Raw genomic sequence first — 22,223 nt, 5'->3', positions numbered from 1 at the left:
TCAGCTCCCGGTGCTGCGGTAGCGGCGGACCCCGGCCCGCCAGGCGAGCGCCGCGACCACGCTGGTCGCGGCGGCGACCGCCGGGGAGGCGAAGCGCAGGGCGGTGGGCAGGCCGAGCGGGTCGGGCCGGCCGAGCACGTGCAGCGCCGGCAGCCAGCTGACGAAGCCGATCGGCAGCACGACGGTCAGCAGCAGCGCCAGGTGGTGGCCGTAGATCGTCAGCGGGTAGCGGGCGGCCAGCGCCGAGCCCTGCGTGCTGGCCGACACGGCGACGGTCGCGTCCGGGGCGACGAACAGGACCGCGGCCGTGGCGACGAACGCGCCGGTCGCGATGACCGCCCCGCAGGCGATCATCCCCGGGACCAGCAGCACGCGGTCCGCGGTCCAGTGGACCGGCAGGGCGACGCAGCTGACGACGACGATGACGAGCGGCTGCACGACCCGGGCCACCCGCGCCGGGGCGAAGGCCATGGTCGCGGTCTGGACGAGGACGCTGACCGGCCGGATCAGCACGATGTCGAACCGGCCGTCGCTGATGTGCCAGCCCAGCCGGTCCAGCGGGCCGACGAACGCCTCCGCCAGCGCGAACGCCAGCGCCGACGTGCCGTACAGGAACGCGACCTCGGCGAGCGAGAAGCCCGCGAGCCTCGGCAGCTGGGCGAAGATGATCCCGATCGTGGCCAGGTCGAGCACGGTCGCGGCCGCCTCGGTCAGCGAGCGCAGCGCGAGCGACGCCCGGTACTGGCCCGCCTCCCGGAACGCGACCCGGACCAGCAGCAGGTAGGCCCTGGTCTCGTCCCGCAGGAGGCGACCGCGCCCGACCAGCCAGTCGGTCCGCACGTCATGGTCGACGCCACCGGGCGAATCCAGACCGGACGTGGGCGGGCCGGGGTTCCCGGGAGGCATCGCTCAGCCGCCCTGCACGACCAGGCGGCGCAGCGCCCGCCCCGTGGCCAGCCGCGCGCCCAGCAGCAGGGCGACGGCCCACACCGCCTGGAACCCCAGCTCGTGGCCGATCCCGGGACCGCCGGTCGGGCGCAGGTAGATGTCCATCGGCACCTGGACGACCGCGCCGAACGGCAGTGCCCGGGCGACGGCCCCGAAGGCGCCGGGGAAGATGGTCAACGGCAGCACCGCGCCCGAGAAGAACATCAGGGCCAGCGACGAGACCGCGAGCGCGCCGCGCACGTCGGTGATCCAGAACGCCGTCAGCGCCACCAGGTAACGCAGGGCGAACGCGACGAGCAGCGCGAGCGGCAGGCTCGCGGCGAACCCCAGGGCCGCCGCCGTCGACGCCGGTGGCCGGGCGCCGAAGACCGCGAGCCCGACGAGCCCCGCCGGCACCGCCCGGCTGACCAGGAAGACGCCGGCCCGGCCGATCTCCCGGGCCAGCCACCAGCGCAGGAACCCGAACGGCCGGGCGAGGTCGACGGCGATCGCGCCGTTCTCGACCCGCCACGGGACGTCGATCATGCCGCCGAAGACGGCGAACGTCGAGGTCAGGGCCTGCCCGAGGACGACGAAGGTCACGGCCCGCGTCACGTCGTAGCCGGCGAGCCCCGGCCGGGCCGTCCACACGGCCTGCGCGATGTAGCCGCGCAGCACCGTCAGCGTCACGTTCGACAGCACCGAGGCGGCGACGGTCACCCGGTAGGCGACGTGGGACCGGGCGCTCGCCGCCGCGATGGCCCACCAGGCCCGCGCCTCGGGGACGACTGCGACGGTCACGTTCCCCCCGGGTACGCGCGGTGGTGGCGCGCCGGTCGTCAGCCCCGGCGCGTCCTTACCGACCGTAACGGCAGCACTCGGTTCTTGTCGGCATATCCGGGGGCCGGGGTGACCCTCGTTGTGGTCCGGGACCGACCAGCCGCCCGGCCGGTGCCGGCGGTCCCGGTCCCGGCGCTGGTCGGCCGACCGTCACGGCGGAGGATGGCCCCATGACGGTCGAGAGCGTGCCCGCGGGGGCCGGCCCTGGCGAGTGCCCGTTCACGGTCGAGCGGCCGGTGATGCGCCAGCGCTGGGAGCGGCTGACGTTCCTGCACTGGGCCTACGAGCCGGCCGCGGTCCAGGCGCTGCTGCCGGCCGGCCTGGAGGCCGAGACCTGTGCCGGGGCGGCGTGGGTGAGCCTGGTGCCGTTCTTCATGCGGGTGACGACCGGGCGGCGCGGCCTCGGGGTGCCGTGGGCGTCGTACTTCCCGGAGACCAACGTCCGGACGTACGTGCGCGACGAGCAGGGCCGGCCGGGGATCTGGTTCTTCTCGCTGGACGCGGCCCGGTTCGGCGCGGTCGCCACCGCGAGGACGACCTACCGGCTGCCGTACTTCTGGTCCGCGATGCGCCTCGACGAGGACCGTCCCGACGGGGACGCCGTGGCGGGCACGACGACCTACACCTGCCGGCGCCGCTGGCCCGGGCCCGGCGGCGCCGCCAGCCGCGCGGACGCGACGAGCCGGGTGGTGGTCCGGCCGGGGGAGCCGATCGCCCCGGCGCGGCTGGACGACCGCGACCACTTCCTCACCGCGCGGTTCCGGCTGTTCAGCCCGGTCCGGTCGGGTGCCCCGCGCACCGCCCGTGCCTGGCACCTGCCGTGGCCGCTGCACAGCGCCGAGCTGCTCGACCTCGACGACGCGCTGCTGACCGCCGCCGGCCTGCCGGCGCCGGCCGGCGAGCCGCTGGTCCACTACTCCCCGGGCGTCGACGTCCGCATCGGCCGCCCGGAAGCCTGAGCCTCAGGTCAGGGCGCTGAGCCTCAGGTCAGGGCGCTGAGCCTCAGGTCAGGGCGCTGGCGTCCCGCACGGTCGACTCGACGCCGTCGACGCCGACGGGGACGTCGCCGGTGATCGTGATGCGGTGCATCACCCGGTCGAACCCGGCGGTCCCGTGGTCGGTGGGCACCAGGTGCGCTGTCGCCCGGTTGTCCCAGAAGGCCAGGTCGCCGGGCTGCCAGCGGAACCGGCAGGTGAACTCCAGGTTCGTCATGTGCTGGTAGAGCAGATTCAGCACGTGGGCGCTCTCGGTGTTCGTCAGCTCGACGATCCGGGTCGTGAAGGTCGGATTCACGAACAGCGCCCGCTCACCGGTCTCCGGGTGGACCCGGACCACGGGGTGGACCGCCTCCAGCGGCGAGCTGGCGAACAGGGCGGACAGCTTGCTGCTGTCACCCCGGTCGAGGTGAAGCTGGTTGACGTGGACGGCGTGCAGCCCGTCGACGAGGTCACGCAGCGGCGCCGAGAGCGTCTCGTAGGCGGTGACGAGGTTCAGGAAGTTCGTGTCGCCGCCATACGGCGGGACGAGCACGCCGCGCAGGATCGAGCCCATCGGCGGGGTGCGCAGGAACGTCACGTCGGTGTGCCAGAGGCTCTTGATCCGGATGCCGCCGTCGCCGCGCCGGTCGCCCGAGGAGTCCAGGCCGGCGTACGCGCGGGTGTCCAGCGCCAGGATCTCCGGGTGGCCCTCCAGGGTGGGGAGCGTCGGATGGCCGGGGCCGACCTCGCCGAACAGCCGCCCGAAGGCGATGTGCTGGTCCGGCGTCAGCCGCTGGTCGCGGAAGAAGATGACCTTCCAGGCGAGCAGTGCGGCCCGGATCTCGGCGGTGACCGCCGGGGCGAGCGGCTCGGAAAGGTCGACGCCGAAGATCTCGGCACCGATGTGCCCGGACATCGGCCGGACGTCCAGCGTGGCCGTCGGCCCCGGCCGGGCCTCGGTCGCGTCGGAGTTCTCGTTCACAGTTGTCACGGCTGCGCCTCCCTGGTCACCCCAGCATGGCGCCGACCACTGTTAAGTCAACTGTTTTCGGCGACCCCGTGAGAGGGGGAATCGACGGCCGAGGACGCGGCGGTCAGGGCGGCCGCCGCCATGTCGAAAAGGTCGGTGACGAAGAGGTCGTACGCGACGGCCTCGCTGCCGCTGGTGGCGGGCAGCTGGCCGAACCCGGCGAGGGCGGCGAGGCACAGCTCGACGACGTGCCGCAGCCGCAGGCCGCGCAGCGCCGCCGGGGCCTGCGGGAGGCGGTCCAGGATCGCCAGGGACACCTCGTGGCCCACCGGCCCGGCCGGCTCGCCGCCGGCGAACCACGGGTGGCGGTCAGGCGGCGCCGAGACGAACCGGCCGAGGAACCCGACGTAGCTGCTGTCCAGCCGGCGCGCCTCCTCGGCGAGCGGCCGGAACAGCACGTCCACCAGCCCGCGCACGGACTGGTCGAGGCCGGCCGCGCGGGCCGCGGCCAGCAGCTCGGCGCGGCGCCGGTCCAGGCGCGGGACCCGGTGCGCGATGATCGCCTCGAACAGCCCGCGCTCGTCGCCGAAGTGGTACTGCACCGCGTTGTTGTTGCCGTTGCCGGCGGCCCGGCAGATCTGGCGCAGCGACACCGCGGCGATGCCCTGCTCGGCGTAGAGCTGTTCCGCGGTCAGCAGCAGCCGCTCTCTGGCCTCCCGCGACCGCTGCCCGGCGGCCGCCGGGTCGTCCGCGGCCGTGGCGGCCGGCGGGCGCCCGGCGCGCGGGCGGCCCTCGGCGCGCGGCGTCGCCCTCGACGTGTCGGTCACGGTCCGCTCCGGATCGCCGGCGGGCGCGCCTGTCGCTAACCCGTCCCGCAGCCTAGGCGTCCCCGATCTCCGCCGCGGCGCCGGGTGCGGCGCCCGGGCGGCTCTCGGCCTCGTCGTCGGTGACGCCGAGCTCGGCGAGCAGCCGGGCCCGCAGCGCGGCGAACTCCGGGTCGGACCGGTGGCGCGGTCCGGAGAGCCGCCCCTGCTCGTCGTGTGAGAGCCGCCCCTGCTCGTCATGTGAGAGCCTGACCCGCTCGTCGTAGGAGAGTCGCCCGTCGGTGAGGACGGCGACCCGGTCGGCGAGCAGGATCGCCTCGTCGACGTCGTGGGTCACGAGCAGCACCGCCGGGCGGTGCCGCCGGCACAGGTCACGCAGCAGCCGGTGCATCCGGATCCGGGTCAGCGCGTCCAGCGCGCCGAACGGCTCGTCGAGCAGCAGCAGGCCGGGGGAGCGGACCAGCGCGCGGGCGAGCGCGGCGCGCTGCGCCTCGCCGCCGGACAGCGTCGCCGGCCAGTCCCGCTCCCGGCCGGCGAGGCCGACCTCGGCGAGCGCGTCCCGGGCCTGGCCGCGGGCCTCGCGGCCCTTCAGACCGAGGGTCACGTTGTCGGCCACCCGCGCCCAGGGCAGCAGCCGTGGGTCCTGGAAGACGACCGCGTTGCGCTCGGGCACGGTCGCGCGCCCGGTCGCCCCGGCGTCGAGGCCGGCGAGGATCCGCAGCAGGGTGCTCTTGCCCGAGCCGGACCGGCCGAGCAGCGCGACGAACTCGCCCGCCGCGATGTCGAGGTCGATCCCGTCGAGTACGACCCGCCCGCCGAACTCGCGGCGGACGTCCCGGACCCGCACCGCGGGCCCCTCCGGGTCACCGGCCGCGGCGGCTGGTGCGGGAGCGGGCGCCGGGACGACGGCGAGGGCGGGCGCGCGGGACGTCGTCTGCGTGGTCATGTTGCCTCCAGGCCTCGGCGCCAGGCCAGCGCGCGGCGTTCGAGCAGGCGGACGAGCGCGTCGGAGAGCAGGCCGAGCACGCCGTAGACGGCGAGGCCGACGACGATCACGTCGGTCTGGCCGAACGTGCGGGCCTGGTCCATCAGGTAGCCGATGCCGCTGGAGGCGTTGATCTGCTCGCTGACCACGAGGATCAGCCACGAGATGGTCAACGCGAACCGCAGGCCGACCAGGAACCCGGGCAGCGCGCCCGGCAGCACGACGCGGCGGATCAGCGCGAGCCGGCCGAGCCGGACGGTGCGGGCCAGCTCGACGAACCGCCCGTCGACGCCGCGGATGGCCGCGAACGTGTTGATGTAGACGGGGAACGCGGTGCCGAGCGCGACCAGGAAGACCTTCACGTGCTCGCCGATGCCGAACCAGAGGATCGCCAGCGGCACCAGGCCGAGGATCGGCACGGCCCGCAGGATCTGCACCGGCGCGTCGACGAGGTCCTCGCCGAGCTGGAACAGCCCGGCCACGACTGCCAGCACCACCGCGGCGGCGACCCCGAACAGCAGGCCGAGCGCGACCCGCCGCAGCGAGATCGCCAGGTTGTGCCCCAGCGTGCCGTCGGCGGCCAGCGAGTAGCCGGTGTGCAGGACGGTCCACGGCCCGGCGAGGATGTCCGGCTGGATCAGCCCGGTCGACGAGCCGAGCTGCCAGAACGCGACCAGCAGCACCGGCCCGAGCAGCCGGCGCAGCGACTTCGGCACCGGCCGGCGGGCCGGCCGCAGCGGGTCCGCCAGCGCGATCTCGACCAGCCCCGCCGCCGGGCCGGCCGCCGCCGGATCCCCTGCCGCGGCGCCGGCCGGCCCGGCCGGCGCCGCGCGGCCGGAGCCGTCGAGGGCGAGCGACGTCACGCGAACGACCCGCCCTCGCGGGTCTCGGACTGCTCGCCGTGCACGCCGACCGGGATGTCGCCGGCCAGGGTGATCCGGTGCATGACCCGCTCGTGGCCGAGGTGGCCGTAGTCGGTCGGGACGAGGTGGGCGGTGGCCCGGTTGTCCCAGAACGCGACGCTGTCCGGCTCCCAGCGGAACCGGACCGTGAAGGCCGGCGTGGCCAGGTGCTGGTACAGCAGGCTCAGGATCTGCGCGCTCTCGGTGTTGCTCAGCTCGACGATCCGCTGGGTGAAGTTCGGATTGACGAACAGTGCCCGCTCGCCGGTCTCCGGGTGCACCCGCACCACCGGGTGAATGCTTTCGAAGGACTTCTTCGAGAACATCGCGAGCAGCTTCGCGCCATCACCGTGCTCCAGGTGCAGCTGGTTGACGTGCACGGCGTGCAGGCCGTCGATGAACGCGCGCAGCGGCTCGGACAGCGTCTCGTAGGCGGTGACCAGGTTCGTCCACTGGGTGTCGCCGCCGTACGGCGGGATGACGACGCCGCGCAGGATCGAGCCCATCGGCGGGTTGTGCACGAACGTCACGTCGGTGTGCCAGAGGCTCTTGACGCTGATCCCCTCGGCGGCGTCGTAGCTCTTGCTGTCCAGCGGGAAGATCTCCGGGTGGCCCTCCAGCGTCGGCAGCGTCGGGTGGCCCGGCGTGACCTGGCCGAACTGGCGGCCGAACGCGATCTGCTGGGCCGGGGTGACGTGCTGGTCGCGGAAGAAGACGACCTTCCACTTCAGCAGGGTGGCCCGGATCTCGGCGACGACCTCGGGCGCCAGCGGCCGGGTGAGGTCCACGCCGTGGATCTCGGCGCCGATGTACCCGGACAACGGCCGCACGTCGAGGCTGACCGACGTGGCGGATTCCTGGGTGAGCGTCATTGCTGGGCCTCCTTGACCGCGGCGTTGTAACGGGCGTCGAAAACCTTGGAGATGTCGACCTTCCTGGGGAGAACCCCGCTGGAGAAGAAAAGGTCGGCGAGTTTCTGGGCGGCGCCGACGCTCGTCGCGTCGATCGGGACGAACGCCGACGGCACACCGGTGCCGACGAGGACCTTCGCGGTGGCCGCGGGCACCTTCTGCTGGTCGACGTAGTACTTCTGGATGAACTCGGACGTGTGGCCGTCGCGCCAGCCCGCGGCCTTCACCCAGCGCGCCACGAAGTCGCCGAGCGCGGCCGCCTTCGCCGGGTCGGACAGCACCTTGTGGGTCGTGATCAGGTACTGGGTGACCGGCGACGCGTCGGCGCCGGTGACCTTGTGGGCGGTCGGGTTGGCGCTCAGGTACGTGCTGGCCAGCGGCTCGGGCACGACGCCGGCGTCGACGTCGCCGCGGGCCAGGGCGCTGGAGATGTCGGTGATCGCCAGGTTGACCGGGCTGACGTCCTTCTGGGCCAGGTGCGCCGCGTCGAGCGAGCGCAGCAGGTAGGCCTGCAGGATGGTGCCGGTGGTGATCGCGACCTTCCTGCCCTTCAGGTCCGCCACCGAGTGGATGTCGCTGCCCGGCTTCGTGGCGAGGACCAGCTGGCCCGGCGGGTTGTGCCAGGTGGCGATCACCGCGAGGTCCTGGCCGGAGGCCGCCGCGAGCACCGGCGGGGTGTCCGCGACGTAGCCGACGTCGACGGCGCCGGCGCGGAAGGCCTCCAGCAGCAGCGGGCCGGACGCGAACGTCGACCAGCTGAGCGCGTACGGCGTGCCGGCGCTCTGGCCGGACAGGTCGAGCGCCGGCTTCAGCTGGCTCTGGTCGCCGACGCGCAGCCTGGTCCCGGCCGGGATGGCCGTCGGGTAGCTGGTCGCGGCCGCCGAGGCGCCGCCCGAGCCGCTGGAGCCGGAGCTGGAGCCGCAGGCGGCCAGTGCGGTGACGGCGAGGAAGGCGCCGAGGGCGGCCAGGACGACGGCGCGGCGCGGCCGGGCCGCCGCCGGCCTGGCTGGGTGCCGAGGCCGGAAAACGGCCGGCGCGAACCGGCCTCGGCCGGCCCGGAGGGCAGGCGTGACCACGGGACTCCTTGGGAGGGGTGGAATACCGCGCGGCGCCCCGGCGCGGCTGGGGGAATGCGCCCGACGGATCGGCCGGCGCTTTGACGTGCCCACTGAAGCAGTTAAGTCAGTTGTTTGTCAACATACTTGATGGGAATACTGCTCTATTGTTTCAGGCCGATCTTGCGTAATCTGGGCCCGGCCGGCCGGGCCCGTCGACGCCGGGCCACGCGCGGACCGGCCGCCTCGGCGCCCGTCCGCGCCGAGCACCGTCCACTCCCGGCACTGGGGCCCTCGGGGCACGGCCGACTTCGCGCCGCGGGACACGCGGACGTTGCTTCGGCGTGGCCAGCACGTGACGATGACCAAGGACCGGGTGAACGCCATCACGCGGTCGAGGCGAGCGGAGGACGAGCGGTGAGCCGTCAGGTCAAGGGCGTCGTGTCGATGCGCAAGGGCGCGCCGGTCGAGCTGCGCACCGTCGTCGTGCCGGATCCCGGCCCCGGTGAGGTGAGTGTCGACGTCAAGGCCTGCGGGGTCTGCCACACCGACTTCCACTACCGCGAGGGCGGGATCTCCGACGACTACCCGTTCCTGCTCGGCCACGAGGCCGCCGGGGTCGTCAGCGAGGTCGGCCCTGGCGTCACGAACGTCGTGCCCGGGGACTACGTGGTGCTGAACTGGCGCGCCGTCTGCGGGCAGTGCCGCGCCTGCCAGCGGGGCCGGCCCTGGTACTGCTTCGACACCGCGAACGCCACCCAGAAGATGACCCTCGAGGACGGCACCGCGCTGTCGCCGGCGCTCGGGATCGGCGCGTTCCTGGAGACGACGCTGGTCGCCGCCGGCCAGTGCACCAAGGTCGACCCGGCCGCCCCGCCGGAGGTCGCCGGCCTGCTCGGCTGCGGGGTCATGGCCGGCCTCGGGGCGGCGATGAACACCGGCGAGGTCGGCCGGGGCGACAGCGTGGCCGTGATCGGCTGCGGCGGCGTCGGCGGCGCCGCGATCGCCGGCGCGCGTCTCGCCGGCGCCGCGAAGATCATCGCGGTGGACGTGGACGACCGGAAGCTGGCCCTCGCGACGACGCTGGGCGCGACCCACACGGTCAACTCACGCAGCGGCGACCCGGTGGCCGCCATCCAGGCGCTGACCGGTGGCTTCGGCGCCGACGTCGTCATCGACGCGGTCGGGCGCCCGGAGACCTGGAAGCAGGCGTTCTACGCCCGCGACCTCGCCGGCACGGTCGTCCTCGTGGGCGTCCCGACGCCGGACATGACGCTGGAGCTCCCGCTGCTCGACGTCTTCGGCCGCGGCGGCCGGCTGAAGTCCTCCTGGTACGGCGACTGCCTGCCCGACCGCGACTTCCCGATGCTCATCGACCTCTACCTGCAGGGCCGGCTGCCGCTGGACACGTTCGTCTCCGAGAAGATCGCCCTCACCGACGTCGAGGCCGCCTTCGACGCGATGAAGCGCGGCGACGTCCTGCGCTCGGTGGTGATGCTCTGATGTGCGCCCCGGGGGAGCGCGGCGCCGACGGGTCCGCCGCCGTGTCGGCCGACGGGAGCCCCGACGCCCGCGATGCCGCCTCGAACGGGGCCGAGGCCGCGCCGGAGGCGGGCGACTCGGCGCGCACGGTCGCCTGGGCCCGTACGGCGCACGGCGCGCAGCCGGGCGGGCGGGTCCGGATCGACCACCTGATCACCTCGGGGGTCTTCTCGCTCGACGGCGGCCGGTGGAACGTGGACAACAACGTCTACCTGATCGGCGATGACGAGGAGTGCGTCGTCCTCGACGCCCCGCACGACGCGAAGGCGATCGTGGCCGCGGTCGGCGACCGCCACCTCGCGGCGATCCTGTGCACCCACGCCCACGACGACCACGTCGACGCGGCCCTGGCGGTCGCCGCCGCGACCGGCGCCCAGATCTGGCTGCACCCGGCCGACCGCGAGCTGTGGGACCGCACCCACCCCGGCCGCGCCCCCGACCACGAGATCGAGGCCGGCCAGGCGTTCACCGTCGGCACCGGCGCGGACGCGGTCACCCTGACCGCCCTGCACACGCCCGGCCACACCTGGGGCAGCGTGTCCCTCCACGCGCCCGACCTGAACACGGTGTTCACCGGCGACACGCTGTTCCAGGGCGGCCCGGGCGCGACCGGCCGGTCGTTCTCCGACTTCCCGACCATCATCGACTCGATCACGAGCCAGCTGCTGGGCCTGCCCGCGACGACGACGGTCCGCACCGGCCACGGCCGCGCGACCACCATCGGCGCGGAGGCTCCCGCGAGGCAGAGCTGGCTCGACCGGGGCCACTGACCGCCGGACCGGCGCGCACGACCGGCCCGGTCGCGGTCACCGGGGCATCAGCTGGGCAGGACGAACATCCAGACCAGGAAGAGCAGGGCGGCGATTCCGGCGAAGGTGAGGGCGCGCCGGAAGTTGCCGAACTTCGCCATGGCGATGACCGCGAGCGTGTGGGCCTGCCGCCACGCCTCCTCGCGCTGGGTCGCCGGGGACAGCGCCAGCGCGTCCTGGACGGTGATGGTCGACAGGTGGGGATAGGAGAAGCGGCTCGGGCCGTCGTTCGGCGTGCGCGGCCGGATCCCGCGGTAGAGGCTGTAGGCGGCCACCGCGAGCGCGATCACGCCGAGGCAGAAGAAGGCCACGGCCAGGCCGTTGCGGACGGCGAAGGCGCCGTGCCCATGCCCGGTCAGATCGCCGAACATCCGGAAGATGGTGTCCTTGTCCTTCGCCACCGCGCCGCCGAGGACCGCGAGCGCCGCGGCGAGGATGCCGATCTTGCCGTCGGCGTTGTTGATCCAGCCGCTCATCATCTCGATGGCCGAGACCGCGCCGTCCGCGTTGACGTCCTGGGCAGGCGCGCTGCCACCCGGCTGGCTCGATGACGCCGTCCCGCCAGTTCCTGACCCGGTCATTTCGGCCCCCCGATACCCCGGCTATTGGAAACACCGCAGTTTAACGATGAATAGCCGGGGCCGGGAAGCTGACTCGGTCAGTCGCTGACCAGCATTTCGCCGGACTGCTGCTGCCAGAGACGGTGGTAGTCGCCCCGGGCGTCCAGCAGCTGCTGGTGGCTGCCCTGCTCGACGATGCGGCCGTTGTCGACGACGACGATGCGGTCCATCCGCAGCAGCGTGGACAGCCGGTGCGCGACGGCGATCACGGTCCGGTCCGCCCAGAGACCCTCCAGGGCGTGCTGGACCAGCCGCTCGCTCTCGCTGTCCAGGGCGCTCGTCGCCTCGTCCAGCACCAGCAGCGGCTTCTGGTCGAGCAGCGCGCGGGCGATCGCGATCCGCTGGCGCTGGCCGGTGGACAGCTTGATCCCCCGCTCGCCGACCAGCGTGTCGTAGCCCTGCGCGGCGCGGACGATGAACTCGTGCGCGTGCGCCCGGCGGGCCGCCTCGTGCACGTCGGCGTCCTCGAGGTCCCCGGGCGCCCCGTACGTGATGTTGTCGCGGATCGACCGGTGGAACAGCGAGATGTCCTGCGGCACATAGGAGATCGCCGCGGCCAGCCGCCGGTTCGGGATCGTCCGGCCGTCCAGCGCGACCGTCCCGAGCGGCAGCCGGTAGTAGCCGAGCAGCAGCTTGAGCAGCGTCGTCTTGCCGCTGCCCGACCGCCCGACGACGCCGACCTTCTCCCGGGGCTCGATCGTCAGCGTCACCCCGTCCAGCACCCGGATCGCCGGGTTGTCCGGATAGGCGAACGTGATGTCGCGCAGTTCGAGGCGGCCCAGCGGCCGCGAGCCGCCCCCGGCCGGGGCCGGGACCGCGGCGACCGGCGGGCGGGGGACGTCCGCCGCCACCTGGGCCGGAATCTCCTCCGGGCCCGGAGCGTCCGGGTCGGGGAACGCGTCGTCGTCCAGCACGTCCCGGTCGCCGAACAGGTAGGCGTACGCCTCTTCCACCCGGGCCAGCCGCAGGTTGAGCTGGGAGGTCTCCCAGATCGCGCCCCAGATGAAGTCCGAGAAGATGAGCAGCGCCGACAGGAAGGTGGTCAGCTGGCCGATCGTCAGCTCGTGGTGCAGATAGAGGTAGAGGTTCAGCAGAAGCGCGCCGGGCCAGACCAGGTAACGCACGACCAGGCTCATCGAGCCCCAGAACATGATGGCCCAGAACATCGACCGGTTGGACGCGCTGACCACGTCCCGGCGGCGTTCGACGACCAGCTGGTGCTCGTCATTCTCCCGGCGGAAGGACTTCACGCTGACGAAGTTCGCGACGACGTCGATGATGTAGCTTTCCATCTCCGCGTTGACGTCGGTCGAACGCTTCTCCTCCCGGGCCGAACGGGCCGCCGTCCGCCGCCCGACCAGAAGCATCACCAGAATGGCCGCGCTGAACAGCAGGCCGGTCGGCAGGTTCACCGTGAACATGATCAGCACGATCGACGGCAGCTTGACGGCCAGTTCCACGTAGTTGAAGCAGACATTGTCCAGGAAGTCCCGGAACTCCTGCCCCAGCGTGCGCGCGTAGCCGCTCACCTTGCCGGTGGCCCGGCCGGCGAAGTACGGGTACTCCTGGTCGATCACCCGGCGGAACAGCAGGTTCTGGTAGTCGTAGCCCCGCGGGTTGAGCCACTTCATGTACATCAGCTCGGCGGACCGCCAGAACAGGTCGTGGCAGACGCTGCAGGCGATCAGCGCCGTGGTGAAGGCGACTACATGGCCGTGCGGGGTGCTCGCCAGCGCGGCGACGAACCGGCCGATGAACAGCGGAATGACCGCGAGCGCGATGTCGGCGACGACGAAGACGGCGACGACGGCGAGCACCGACCGGCGGAACGTCCACATGAAGCGGAGATAGGAACGAAGGCCCGCGTGCCCGCCCGACTGGACGGGCTTACCGTCCACGGCCGGCTGGCCGGGTGTGCGGGCATTTCCGGCTGATTGTGGACCGGCTGATTGTGGACCGGCTGGTTGCGGACCGGGCGTGGACGCGAGAGCACCGGCCAGGCCGTCCGCCGTTACCGGACGCCGCGCGCGTGCCCGGCGGCCGCGGGCCCTGGCTCGTTTTCGCCAGGGCCCGCGCGACCCAGCTCTTTCGGTCTCGGTGTGCATGAGAACAAGGATCGCCCGGCCCCGGCGTCCGTCGCATCTCATTTTTCTGTTCTAACGTCGTTGTCCACGCCGTTGACGAGCCACGGCCGACCGGCTCGATGATCTTGCCCGGATGATCAGGCCAGGTCGGGTACCCGGTCGAACCAGGGACGGGCGGCCTCCAACTGGGCGGCGACGCGCAGCAGCGTGCCCTCGCCGCCGAGCGGGGCGACGAACTGCACACCGAGCGGCAGGCCGCCGGCGGTCCAGTACAGCGGAACGCTCATCGCGGGCCGCCCGGTCAGGTTCGCCAGCTGGGTGAACGGCACCCAGCTCAGGTTCGCCAGCACCGCCTTCTCGATCACCCCGAGCCGGCGCAGCAGCGTGCCGGCCCGCAGCCGGACCAGGGCCATGCCGGCGGCCGTCTCCAGCGCCGACGTGGTGACCTCGGCGACCTTCAATGGCTCGCGGGCGAGCGTCGGGGTGAGCAGCAGGTCGTAGCGGCGGTGGAAGTCCACCAGCGCCCGGGTGTAGCCGTGCCAGCGCGACCGGGCCAGCTCCAGGGACAGCGCGTCGGTGGTCCGGCCGAGCTCCGCGATGATCAACGTGTCCGTCTCGAAGCCGTCACCGCCGGCGGCCCGCGCCTGGGCGACCAGATGCGCGGTCTTCACGTACCAGGCGGTCAGGAAGTCCGTCGCCAGGGCCTTCTCGTCGACGACCTGCTCGACGGCCTCGACGTCGTGGCCCAGCTCGCGCAGCAGCGCGGTCGCGTCGTCCAGCGCGGCGACGGCCTCGGGGGACGGCGTCGGGTTGAGCGCGGACGTCGTGCGCACCCCGATCCGCAGCCGGCCCGGTTCGCGGCCCACCTCGGCCAGGTAGCTGCCGGGCGGCAGGGTGGCCGGCAGCGACGGGGCGTACGGGTCGGCGCCGGCGAGGACGTCGAGCATCGCGGCGGTGTCGCGGACCGAGCGGGAGACCACGCCCTGCGCCGACATCGCGTTGCCGTCGCCCTCGGCGGGGCCGTGCGGGACGACGCCACGGCCGGCCTTCAGGCCGAACAGGCCGCAGCAGGCGGCCGGGATGCGGATGGACCCACCGCCGTCGTTCGCGCCCGCCACCGGCACGATCCCGGCGGCGACCGCGGCCGCGGAGCCGCCGGAGGACCCGCCGGGTGTGTGCGCCAGGTTCCACGGGTTGCGGGTCGGTCCCCACAGCGCGGGCTCGGTGATGCCCTTGGAGCCGAACTCGGGGGTGTTGGTCTTGCCGAAGATCACCAGGCCGGCGTCGAGCCAGCGCTGGACGACCGTCGCGTGCTCGGTCGGTATGTAGTTCTTCAGGGCCCGGCACCCCGCCGACGTCGGCACACCGGCGTAGTCCTGGCCGAGATCCTTCAGTAGGAACGGCACCCCGGCGAACGGGCCGGACAGCTCCTCGTCCAGGCGGGCGTCGGCGAGGTCGTCCATCGGCCGGATGATCGCGTTGAGCCGTGGGTTGACGGCGGCGGCGCGGTCGCGGGCCGCGGCGAGCAGCTCGGCCGGCTTCACCTCGCCGCCGGCCACCAGCTCGGCCATCGCCGTCGCGTCCAGCGACCGGTACCGCGCGAAGTCCATCGCCCCTCCACCGTGAGATCCGTGCCTGCCACCGAGCGGCCCGGCTGTCGGCCGACACCGACGGGCGGGCGTGGTCGGCCGGCTCGCCGGACTCGGCGCGCCGGACGCCGTGATCGTGCCACCTGCGCGATCCGGGCGCGCGCCGGCAGGCGGTTCTAGGCCGCCAGGGTGCCGGTGAGCGCGCCCGGCGGCGCCGCCGGGTTCGCCGGCAGGGCCGGCCCCGTCGGCGCGCCGGTGACCGTCCGCGGGGAGCCGGTCGCGGTCCGGTAGTCGACGGTGCAGGTGAACGACCGGGAGCCCGCCTTCCAGCTGGCCGCCGAGATCCAGACCCAGCCGGTCTGCGCGGTCGGCGAGTCGTGGAAGTCCTGGCCCAGGTAGGTCTTGGCGATGGCCATGCAGCGTGGCTCGGCGAGCAGCTGGAACTGGCTGGTGTCGGGGGCGACCTCGCCGGGCCGCGCGGGCAGCGTGATCGCGCCGACGGCCAGGCCCTGGTGCGGGGCGTCGCAGGGCACCGTGCCCCGGACCCCGTCGGCGGTCTCGGCCAGGCACGAGCCCGCCGGGTAGACCAGCGACTGGTCGGCGCCCTCGACGATCCCGGTGAACGCCGGCAGCTCGCCCGCCGCCGGGTCGGCGACCAGCGAGCGCTTGCGCAGCCCGCAGACCAGGCCGCGGTCACCCTCGTCCCAGCTGCTCGTCGACGGCCGGACCGCGCCGGTCGCGAACAGGCCGTCCGGGTCCAGCGGGTAGCCGAGGAACTCCGACGCCGCCGGGGCGCACAGCCTGTCGGTGATCGTGGCCCAGCCGGTCTCCGTCGGGTAGGCGCCGCCCGCCGGGTACAGGCCGGGGTCGAGCGTCGCGGTCGACACCGCCTCGAACAGGTGCGGCTCGGCGCACGGCACGTGCTCGGCGGCGCCGTCGCGAGCCGTGCCCTGGGCCCAGCGGTAGCAGTCGCCGCGCCGGAAGTCGAGGTGGTCGAGGGTGACGTCGCCGGTGGCGGTCGGCTCGGGCGCCGTCGTCGCGGTGGCCGCTCCGTCGTCGCCGGCCGTGGTCGCGTCGTGCCGCCCGGTCGGGCCGAACGCCAGCACGCCGACCGTGACCGCGGCGAGCACGAGCACCACGTCCAGCCCGACCGCGCCCCGCCCCCACCAGAACGACCGTCGCCAGGGCTTCCAGTCAGTCACCTGGTTCTCAACCTCTGTTCGGCGGTGAACGGGGGAGCGGCCGGGACGCGGCCACCGGTCCTAGTCTTGCCAGATTCGTCAGGCGAGGACGCCCTGCGCGGGGTGAAGTTGGTCGCCTGTCACCGTCCGTGGCTGGTTTGCCGCAGTTGTGTAGTCGATGGTGCAGGTGAACTCCCGGGTTCCGGCCCGCCAGCTTTCGGGGTCGATCGGGTAGAAACCGATCCGCTCGGTCGTCGTCTCGCGGAACGACTGGCCGAGAGCGCCGCGCGCGACGGCCGCGCACCGCGCCGCGGCCTGCTGGACGAAGGAGGCCAGCGACGGCGGCGCGCCGTCCGGGGTGTCGGGCAGGCGGCCGGTCCCGATCGCGACCGACCGGTGCGGCTCGGCGCAGGGGACCACATGGGTGGTCTGGCTGGCGTCCGGCGCGGACACGCAGGTGCCGACGGGGTAGACCCAGGCCTGGTCGGCGCCCTCGATCTTCCCGGAGAACAGCTGCTGGTCGCCGTTCGTCACCACCTGACCCGGGACGGAGCCGTTCAGGCCGCAGTGCAGGACCCGGCGCCCGGCCTGCCAGCTGTCCTCGGCGGGGCGGATCGCCCCGTTGTGGAACCGGCCGTGGGGGTCCAGCGGGTAGCCGAGGAACTTCTCCACGGTCGCCAGGCAGTAGCGCTTCTCGATGTCCTGCCACTGGTCCTCAGTCGGGTAGCCGGCGCGCAGGGGGAACTCGTCGGCGATGCTGACGGTCCCGTCGGCCGCCGCCTCGAACAGGTGTGGACTGTCGCAGGTCACCTCGTCGACGCGGGCGAGGTCGGCCGTCTGGTCCCACAGGTAGCAGTGCCCGCGCTGGTAGGCGCGGTCGGCCAGCTCGGCCGGCGGGTCCGTCGCGGCCGTGGGGCTCGCGGTCAGCGTGCCGGCCGGGGTGGCGGCGGCCGCGGGCGCCGAACGCGGCGAGTGGTGCAGGACGTCGCCGAACAGCAGGTATCCGGCGCCCAGCACGAGGACCAGGACCGTGCCGACACCGATCAGCAGCCGGCCGCGCCGCCTGGAGCGGGGCTCCTCGGCCGGGCTCCAGTCACGGGGAGACGTCGCCGGCGCCGGCGTCTTCGTCCGCCGGGTCCGGCGGCGGGTCCCGGACGTGGCCGGCCCGTCGGCGGAGTAGCGGCGGACCGCCGCGCGGGTGCGGGCCGGGGCCTCGTAGACCGACGCGCCCTTGACGAACGACTCGTCCAGCACCAGGTCGGCGAACGGGTCGTCGTCCTGGCCCTTCCTGGCGCGCCGGGCGCGGCCCGGCCGCGGTTCGCCCGGTGCGTCAGGGTCCTCGGCCACGTCGTCTGTCACGGCTCCCCCTTCGTCGGCCCGGGGCGCGGCGCCCCGGTCGGGCGCCGGGACGGTAGCGCCCCGGATGTCCTGGTTCATCCGGCTGGTGCCGGTCGGCGCCGTCCCCGCGGCCGGTGGGGTGTTTCCCGGTCCACCTGTCTGTCGCCACGGCTGGGCCGCGCGTCAGCCCGGCCGGGCCGCGGGCGCGCGTCACGGTGACGTCGCCCGGCCTGCCGGACCTCGCGGGAGGTGCAAGAACTGTGGCGCGCATATTACTGCGCTATGTCGCGAAGGGCTGAATTGCCCGCGTCTGAGCGGTGCCGGCGCGCGGTGGCGTCCGGACCTACGAGGCCGCGCCGCGGGCCGTCCGCCTGCTCGCCTTCTTCTTGGCGGTGCCCCCGGGCGGGAGGCCGCCGGCGAACCGCACGCCCTGGTCGAGCCAGTCGATCAGCGCGTCGGTGCCGGCGACGGCCGCGGGGTCGACGAGCACCCAGCCGTTCATCGCGCGGCCCCGCATCTCGAACGGGCTCACCCCGTCCTGGATGATCGCGGTCGGGTAGGCGTCGGGGCCGACGCGCAGCATCAGGCCCCTGGACATCACGGCGCACACCATGTTCCCGTCGAGCAGGAACGCGAGCCCGCTGAACATGCGCTTCTCGGCCAGCCCGGCTCGCGGCCCGAGCACGTCCCGGACCCGCTCCGCCAGCTCCGCGTCGAACGCCATCGCCAGACCTCCCTCGCCGTGCGCCGCGTACCCGGCGCCATGGCCGCGAGCCGTCGCCGGCCCGCGTCGCCGGCCCGCCGGTGCTCCGCCGCCGACATTGTCACCAAGGCCACCGACAACTTCTGCGCGCGGCCCGTTGACCTCATCCGGGCTTGAGGTTGTCGACTGGGCCGGTAGGGCCGGCCGACCTGAGGGAGACGCATGCGCGCGGTGTGGTTGCGGGAGTTCGGTGGCCCCGAGATGCTCGTGGCCGGGACGGCGCCGGACCCGGTCGCCGGGCCGGGCCAGGTCGTCGTCCAGGTCGAGGTGGTGAACGTGACGTTCCTCGACACGCTGATCCGCTCGGGTGCCCCTGGTCCGTTCCAGGTCACGGCGCCGGTCATCCCGGGCAACGGGGTCGGCGGTGTCGTGGCCGAGGTCGGCGCGGGCGTGGACCCGGGGCTGCTGGGCCGCCCGGTCGTCGCCAGCCTGGGTGGTTCCGGTGGCTACGCCGAACGGGTGGCGGCCGACGTCGACAGCCTGGTCGAGGTGCCCGACGGTCTCGGCGTCGACGTGGCGACCGCGGTGCTCGCCGACGGCCGGACCGCCAGCTGGCTGCTGGACGCGACGAAGGTCGCCCCCGGCGAGCGGGTGCTGGTCGACGGCGCGGCGGGCGGGGTCGGCTCGATGCTGGTGCAGCTGGCCCGGGCGGCCGGAGCGACGGTCGTCGCCGCGGCCGGCGGTGCCGCGAAGGTGGCGCTGGCCGCGGATCTCGGTGCCCAGGTGGGCGTCGACTACCTGCGCGAGGCCTGGCCGGACGAGGTGCGCGACGCGGTGGGCGCCGTCGACGTCGCCCTCGACGGCGTGGGCGGGGCGGTCGGCCGGGCCGCGTTCGACCTGCTCGCCCCCGGCGGGCGGCTGCTCTGCTACGGGCTGACCAGCGGCAGCTGGGCCGCGGTGACCGACGAGGAGGCGGCGGAGCGGGGGGTCACGGTCGTGCGGGGGCGGCCGAGTCCGGCCGACAACCGCCGGTACCTGCGGGCGGCGCTCGCGGCGGCCGCGGCGGGTGGCCTGCGCCCCCTGATCGGGCAGCGTTTCCCGCTGGAGGAGGCCGCCGCGGCCCACGTCGCGATCGCCGCCCGCGCCACCGTCGGCAAGACCCTGCTCGTCGTCCGGCGCTGACCGTCGGACGCCACCGGCGTTGGCGCACGGGGCTCAGTCCCAGTCCTCGGCGAGCCCGCCGGTGGCCGTCGGGCGGAAGACCGGGATCCGGCCGAGGGCGGTGACCAGCGCCGCGTCCGCGCCCAGCGCGGGCCCCCACGCGGCGCCCTCGACGAGCAGCGCGCCGATCGTGACGACGTCGGCGCCGGCGGCGCGCAGCAGGCGCAGCGACGCCGCGATCGAGCCGCCCGTCGCGATGACGTCGTCGACCAGCGCCACCCGCCGCCCGGCGACGGCCGGCACCCGGGCCCGGTCCAGCAGCAGCCGCTGCGGCACCCCGGTCGTGATCGACTGGAGCGGCTCGGCGAGGGCGTCGGCGAGGTGCGCCTTCGGCGTCTTCTGCAGGATCACGTAGTCGTCGAGCCCGAGCGCCCGGCTGACCTCGATCGCGACCGGGATGCCCAGGGTGGCCGCCGAGACGACGACCTGGGGCCGGCTCGGGGCCAGCAGCGCCGCGAGGTCGGTGCCCGCCCGCTGGAGGAACGCCACGCCGACGTCGATCGTCATCAGCAGCGCGACGGTCAGGTCTTCGGAGATCCGGGTGAGCGGCAGCTCGATCTCCTGCGACCCGACCGTCGCGCGGTAGGTCGCCCGCTCGTCCGCCATCTCGGCTGCTCCCTCATCACTTGTTCGTCGGTTCGCCACGGCCGTGCCGTCATGTCAGTCCCGCGCGCGCGAGCAGGCCGGTGGCCGCCCGGTCGGCGTCGGCCCGCAGCGCGCCCAGCGCGGCGCCGCCGAGCCAGGTCGGGGCGCCGTCGCGCAGCACCCAGCGGCCGTCGACCAGCACGTGGCGGACGTCGGACGCGCGGGCGTGGCGCACGACGGCCGCCGGCCAGTCGGCGACCCGGGGCCACCAGTGCGAGCCGGACGCGTCGAGGACGGCGACATCGGCCCGCAGCCCGGGGCGCAGCCGGCCGATCTCGTCATCGAGGCCCAGGCAGCGGGCGCCGTCGACGGTCATCATCCGCAGCAGCGCCGTCTCGTCGAGCTTCCCGCCGGCCCGCGGGTCGCCGGCACGCAGGCGGGCGAGCCGGGCCGCCCAGCGCGCCTCGGCGATCAGGTCGGCGTCAGGGTTGAGGCTCGGGTTGTCGACCCCGAGGCCCACGGTGACGCCGGCGCGGCGCAGCGTGGCGACAGGGGTCACCGGCCCGCCGAGCGCGGCCGACGCCGTCGGGCAGTGCGCGACCCGCACGTCGCGGCGGGCCAGCAGCGCGACGTCCTCGGCGTCGACGGCGGCCGCGTGCGCGCCGAGCAGCCAGGGCCCCAGCACGCCGGCGGCGTCCAGCTCGGCCAGCGGCGCCGCGGCCGCGCTCGGCGGCGACGCGGCCAGATGGGTGCACAACGGCACCCGCCGGCTCCGGGCCAGCTCGACGACGGCCGTGCGCAGCCCGGGAGAAGCCATCTCCGGCAGCTCGGGGGCCGGGCAGACGACGACCCGCCCGCCGGCCGGGAACCGGTCCATCAGCGCGCGCAGCTCGCCGAGCACCCGGCCGGCGGGGGCGACCAGGACCGACGGGTCGACGCCGTGGGCGGCGGCGGCCTCGGCGAGCGCGGACGGGACGACGTCGCCGAGCATCCGGGTGAGGACGACCCGGCCGCCGGCCTGGCGGTAGGCGTCGAGTGTCGCGTCGGCGCAGTCCAGGACGTGGCCGGGCGCGGCCCCGCCGGCCACCCCCCAGTTGTCACAGACAGTGGTGACGCCGGCCCGCTGGCTGGCGAGCGCCGACAGGGCCGCGGCCAGCCGGGCGTCGTCCGGCGTCATCGCGGCGACGCCGCGGTAGTAGACGCCGAACAGCCAGCCCGGGAAGTCGGCCGGCTGGGCGGTGCTTGCCCGCAGCAGGTAGTCCATCGAGTGCTGGTGCGCGCTGACCAGCCCCGGCAGCACGACGTGCCCGGTCAGGTCGACGGCCTCGCGCGCGTCGGGCCGAGGGTCGCCGGGGCCGCCGACGGCGGCGATCCGGCCGCCGTCGACGGCGACCCAGCCACCGTCGAGCACGCCGCGGCCGGTCCCGGCGGGGCCGTCCATGGTGACCACGGCGGCGGCGGAGTGCAGCAGGAGATCGGCCATGACGCGCCGGACCCTACCTCGCCGACATTTCGCCCTGATGGCCCTCGACGGCGGGGTGGTCCCGGACGGCGAGGCCGCCCGGGGGACGGGCGGCCGTCACGGCGGGCCTCGCCGCGCTGGTCAGAGGGGGCGGTCGGCCGGGCCGGACTTGACGGCCTCGACGAGCTGGCCGAGCTGCGACTCGGACAGCCGGCCGCAGGAGGCGAGGTCCGCCTCGCTGATCATGCCGACGAGCCGGTGGTTGTCGATCACCGGCACCCGCTTGACCCGCTTCTCGCTCATCCGGGCCAGCACCTGGTCGAGGTTGGCGTCGGCGTCGACGTAGAGCGGGGTCCCCTGGGCGAGCGCGCTCGCCGGCGTCGTCCCCGGGTCGCCCCCGGAGGCCAGGCACCGGATGACGATGTCGCGGTCGGTGATGATGCCCTGGAGCCGGTCGTCCTCGCCGCAGATCGGCAGCGCGCCGACGCCGAGGTCCCGCATCTTGCGGGCGGCGTCGAGCAGCGTCTGGGTCGATCCGATGCAGGTGGCGTCCCGGTGCATGATGTCGCGTGCGGTGGTCATGTGGCTCCTCTGCTGGACGGCTCCGGCCGGACGCCAGTGGCCGGGTCGCGGGCGGTGGCTGGCGGCGGCCGGTGCGATGGTCGGCGGCGGGCGCGGCGGCGCGGACGGTCCGGGCC

21 protein-coding genes and 1 pseudogene are annotated in these 22,223 nt (G+C 74.4%); 4 read left to right on the top strand and 18 right to left on the bottom strand.

What is annotated here, in order from left to right:
* Together FRAEUI1C_RS18850 and FRAEUI1C_RS18845 are read right to left on the bottom strand one after the other, a co-directional pair.
* Entirely contained in the window at positions 1-906 is a 906-nt protein-coding gene (locus tag FRAEUI1C_RS18850) for an ABC transporter permease (RefSeq protein WP_013424922.1), read from the bottom strand.
* Between the two features lie 3 nt (positions 907-909).
* Positions 910-1,728: an ABC transporter permease gene (locus FRAEUI1C_RS18845; protein WP_013424921.1), complete on the bottom strand. Its 819-nt coding sequence runs from the start codon at positions 1,726-1,728 to the stop codon at positions 910-912.
* Between the two features lie 209 nt (positions 1,729-1,937).
* Between FRAEUI1C_RS18845 and FRAEUI1C_RS18840 the strand changes: the two genes are divergently transcribed.
* Positions 1,938-2,726, top strand: a complete 789-nt coding sequence (locus FRAEUI1C_RS18840; protein WP_013424920.1) for a YqjF family protein — start codon at positions 1,938-1,940, stop codon at positions 2,724-2,726.
* A gap of 43 nt (positions 2,727-2,769) precedes the next feature.
* Here FRAEUI1C_RS18840 and FRAEUI1C_RS18835 read toward each other — a convergent pair whose 3' ends face one another.
* From FRAEUI1C_RS18835 to FRAEUI1C_RS18810, 6 genes are read right to left on the bottom strand one after another with little or no spacing between them, the layout of a single operon-like run.
* Positions 2,770-3,735: a TauD/TfdA dioxygenase family protein gene (locus tag FRAEUI1C_RS18835; RefSeq protein WP_013424919.1), complete on the bottom strand. Its 966-nt coding sequence runs from the start codon at positions 3,733-3,735 to the stop codon at positions 2,770-2,772.
* Positions 3,736-3,782: 47 nt separating this feature from the next.
* Positions 3,783-4,541 (bottom strand): TetR/AcrR family transcriptional regulator, encoded by a 759-nt coding sequence (locus FRAEUI1C_RS18830; protein ID WP_013424918.1) that lies wholly within the window; start codon positions 4,539-4,541, stop codon positions 3,783-3,785.
* A 52-nt stretch (positions 4,542-4,593) separates the two neighbouring features.
* Positions 4,594-5,484 carry an ABC transporter ATP-binding protein gene (locus FRAEUI1C_RS18825; RefSeq protein ID WP_013424917.1) on the bottom strand — a complete coding sequence of 297 codons (891 nt, stop codon included), beginning with the start codon at positions 5,482-5,484 and terminating at the stop codon, positions 4,594-4,596.
* Entirely contained in the window at positions 5,481-6,386 is a 906-nt protein-coding gene (locus FRAEUI1C_RS18820; protein ID WP_013424916.1) for an ABC transporter permease, read from the bottom strand. Before FRAEUI1C_RS18820 ends, FRAEUI1C_RS18825 begins: the two co-directional genes overlap by 4 nt.
* Positions 6,383-7,297 carry a TauD/TfdA dioxygenase family protein gene (locus FRAEUI1C_RS18815; protein WP_013424915.1) on the bottom strand — a complete coding sequence of 305 codons (915 nt, stop codon included), beginning with the start codon at positions 7,295-7,297 and terminating at the stop codon, positions 6,383-6,385. The genes FRAEUI1C_RS18820 and FRAEUI1C_RS18815 overlap by 4 nt, the downstream gene beginning before the upstream one ends.
* A complete protein-coding gene (locus FRAEUI1C_RS18810; RefSeq protein WP_013424914.1) occupies positions 7,294-8,412 on the bottom strand; it encodes an aliphatic sulfonate ABC transporter substrate-binding protein in 1,119 nt (372 codons plus the stop codon). Before FRAEUI1C_RS18810 ends, FRAEUI1C_RS18815 begins: the two co-directional genes overlap by 4 nt.
* Before the next feature lie 396 nt (positions 8,413-8,808).
* Here FRAEUI1C_RS18810 and FRAEUI1C_RS18805 point away from each other — a divergent pair, with 396 nt between their 5' ends.
* Positions 8,809-9,894, top strand: a complete 1,086-nt coding sequence (locus FRAEUI1C_RS18805; protein ID WP_013424913.1) for an S-(hydroxymethyl)mycothiol dehydrogenase — start codon at positions 8,809-8,811, stop codon at positions 9,892-9,894.
* Positions 9,894-10,703: an MBL fold metallo-hydrolase gene (locus tag FRAEUI1C_RS18800; RefSeq protein ID WP_013424912.1), complete on the top strand. Its 810-nt coding sequence runs from the start codon at positions 9,894-9,896 to the stop codon at positions 10,701-10,703. Before FRAEUI1C_RS18805 ends, FRAEUI1C_RS18800 begins: the two co-directional genes overlap by 1 nt.
* 47 nt (positions 10,704-10,750) lie before the next feature.
* On the opposite strand, the gene FRAEUI1C_RS18795 is transcribed toward FRAEUI1C_RS18800, so the two are convergent.
* The 7 genes and pseudogenes from FRAEUI1C_RS18795 to FRAEUI1C_RS18770 form a co-directional block, all read right to left on the bottom strand.
* Entirely contained in the window at positions 10,751-11,323 is a 573-nt protein-coding gene (locus tag FRAEUI1C_RS18795) for a Pycsar system effector family protein (RefSeq protein ID WP_013424911.1), read from the bottom strand.
* Positions 11,324-11,400: 77 nt separating this feature from the next.
* Positions 11,401-12,144, bottom strand: coding sequence for an ABC transporter ATP-binding protein (locus tag FRAEUI1C_RS42190; protein WP_438270031.1), 744 nt, complete (start codon positions 12,142-12,144; stop codon positions 11,401-11,403).
* Between the two features lie 240 nt (positions 12,145-12,384).
* A pseudogene (locus FRAEUI1C_RS42185) lies at positions 12,385-13,200 on the bottom strand (ABC transporter transmembrane domain-containing protein); the annotation flags it as partial.
* Between the two features lie 383 nt (positions 13,201-13,583).
* Positions 13,584-15,056, bottom strand: a complete 1,473-nt coding sequence (locus FRAEUI1C_RS18785; protein WP_013424909.1) for an amidase — start codon at positions 15,054-15,056, stop codon at positions 13,584-13,586.
* A gap of 155 nt (positions 15,057-15,211) precedes the next feature.
* Positions 15,212-16,237, bottom strand: a complete 1,026-nt coding sequence (locus FRAEUI1C_RS36460) for a septum formation family protein (RefSeq protein WP_013424908.1) — start codon at positions 16,235-16,237, stop codon at positions 15,212-15,214.
* A 78-nt stretch (positions 16,238-16,315) separates the two neighbouring features.
* A complete protein-coding gene (locus FRAEUI1C_RS18775; protein ID WP_157734982.1) occupies positions 16,316-17,575 on the bottom strand; it encodes a septum formation family protein in 1,260 nt (419 codons plus the stop codon).
* A gap of 322 nt (positions 17,576-17,897) precedes the next feature.
* Entirely contained in the window at positions 17,898-18,278 is a 381-nt protein-coding gene (locus FRAEUI1C_RS18770) for a TfoX/Sxy family protein (RefSeq protein WP_013424906.1), read from the bottom strand.
* A 201-nt stretch (positions 18,279-18,479) separates the two neighbouring features.
* On the opposite strand from FRAEUI1C_RS18770, the gene FRAEUI1C_RS18765 reads away from it, so the two are divergent.
* Positions 18,480-19,439, top strand: coding sequence for a zinc-binding dehydrogenase (locus FRAEUI1C_RS18765; RefSeq protein WP_013424905.1), 960 nt, complete (start codon positions 18,480-18,482; stop codon positions 19,437-19,439).
* Positions 19,440-19,472: 33 nt separating this feature from the next.
* Here FRAEUI1C_RS18765 and FRAEUI1C_RS18760 read toward each other — a convergent pair whose 3' ends face one another.
* The 3 genes from FRAEUI1C_RS18760 to FRAEUI1C_RS18750 form a co-directional block, all read right to left on the bottom strand.
* A complete protein-coding gene (locus tag FRAEUI1C_RS18760) occupies positions 19,473-20,084 on the bottom strand; it encodes a phosphoribosyltransferase family protein (RefSeq protein WP_013424904.1) in 612 nt (203 codons plus the stop codon).
* Positions 20,085-20,133: 49 nt separating this feature from the next.
* Entirely contained in the window at positions 20,134-21,546 is a 1,413-nt protein-coding gene (locus tag FRAEUI1C_RS18755; RefSeq protein WP_013424903.1) for an amidohydrolase family protein, read from the bottom strand.
* Positions 21,547-21,666: 120 nt separating this feature from the next.
* Complete coding sequence (locus FRAEUI1C_RS18750; RefSeq protein ID WP_013424902.1) at positions 21,667-22,107, bottom strand: CBS domain-containing protein; 441 nt, start codon at positions 22,105-22,107, stop codon at positions 21,667-21,669.
* Positions 22,108-22,223: the final 116 nt, after the last annotated feature.

The sequence above is a fragment of the Pseudofrankia inefficax genome (assembly GCF_000166135.1).
Classification (GTDB): domain Bacteria; phylum Actinomycetota; class Actinomycetes; order Frankiales; family Frankiaceae; genus Pseudofrankia; species Pseudofrankia inefficax.
Note: the sequence above shows the minus strand (reverse complement) of the source record. Positions and strands in the feature narration are given on the sequence as shown.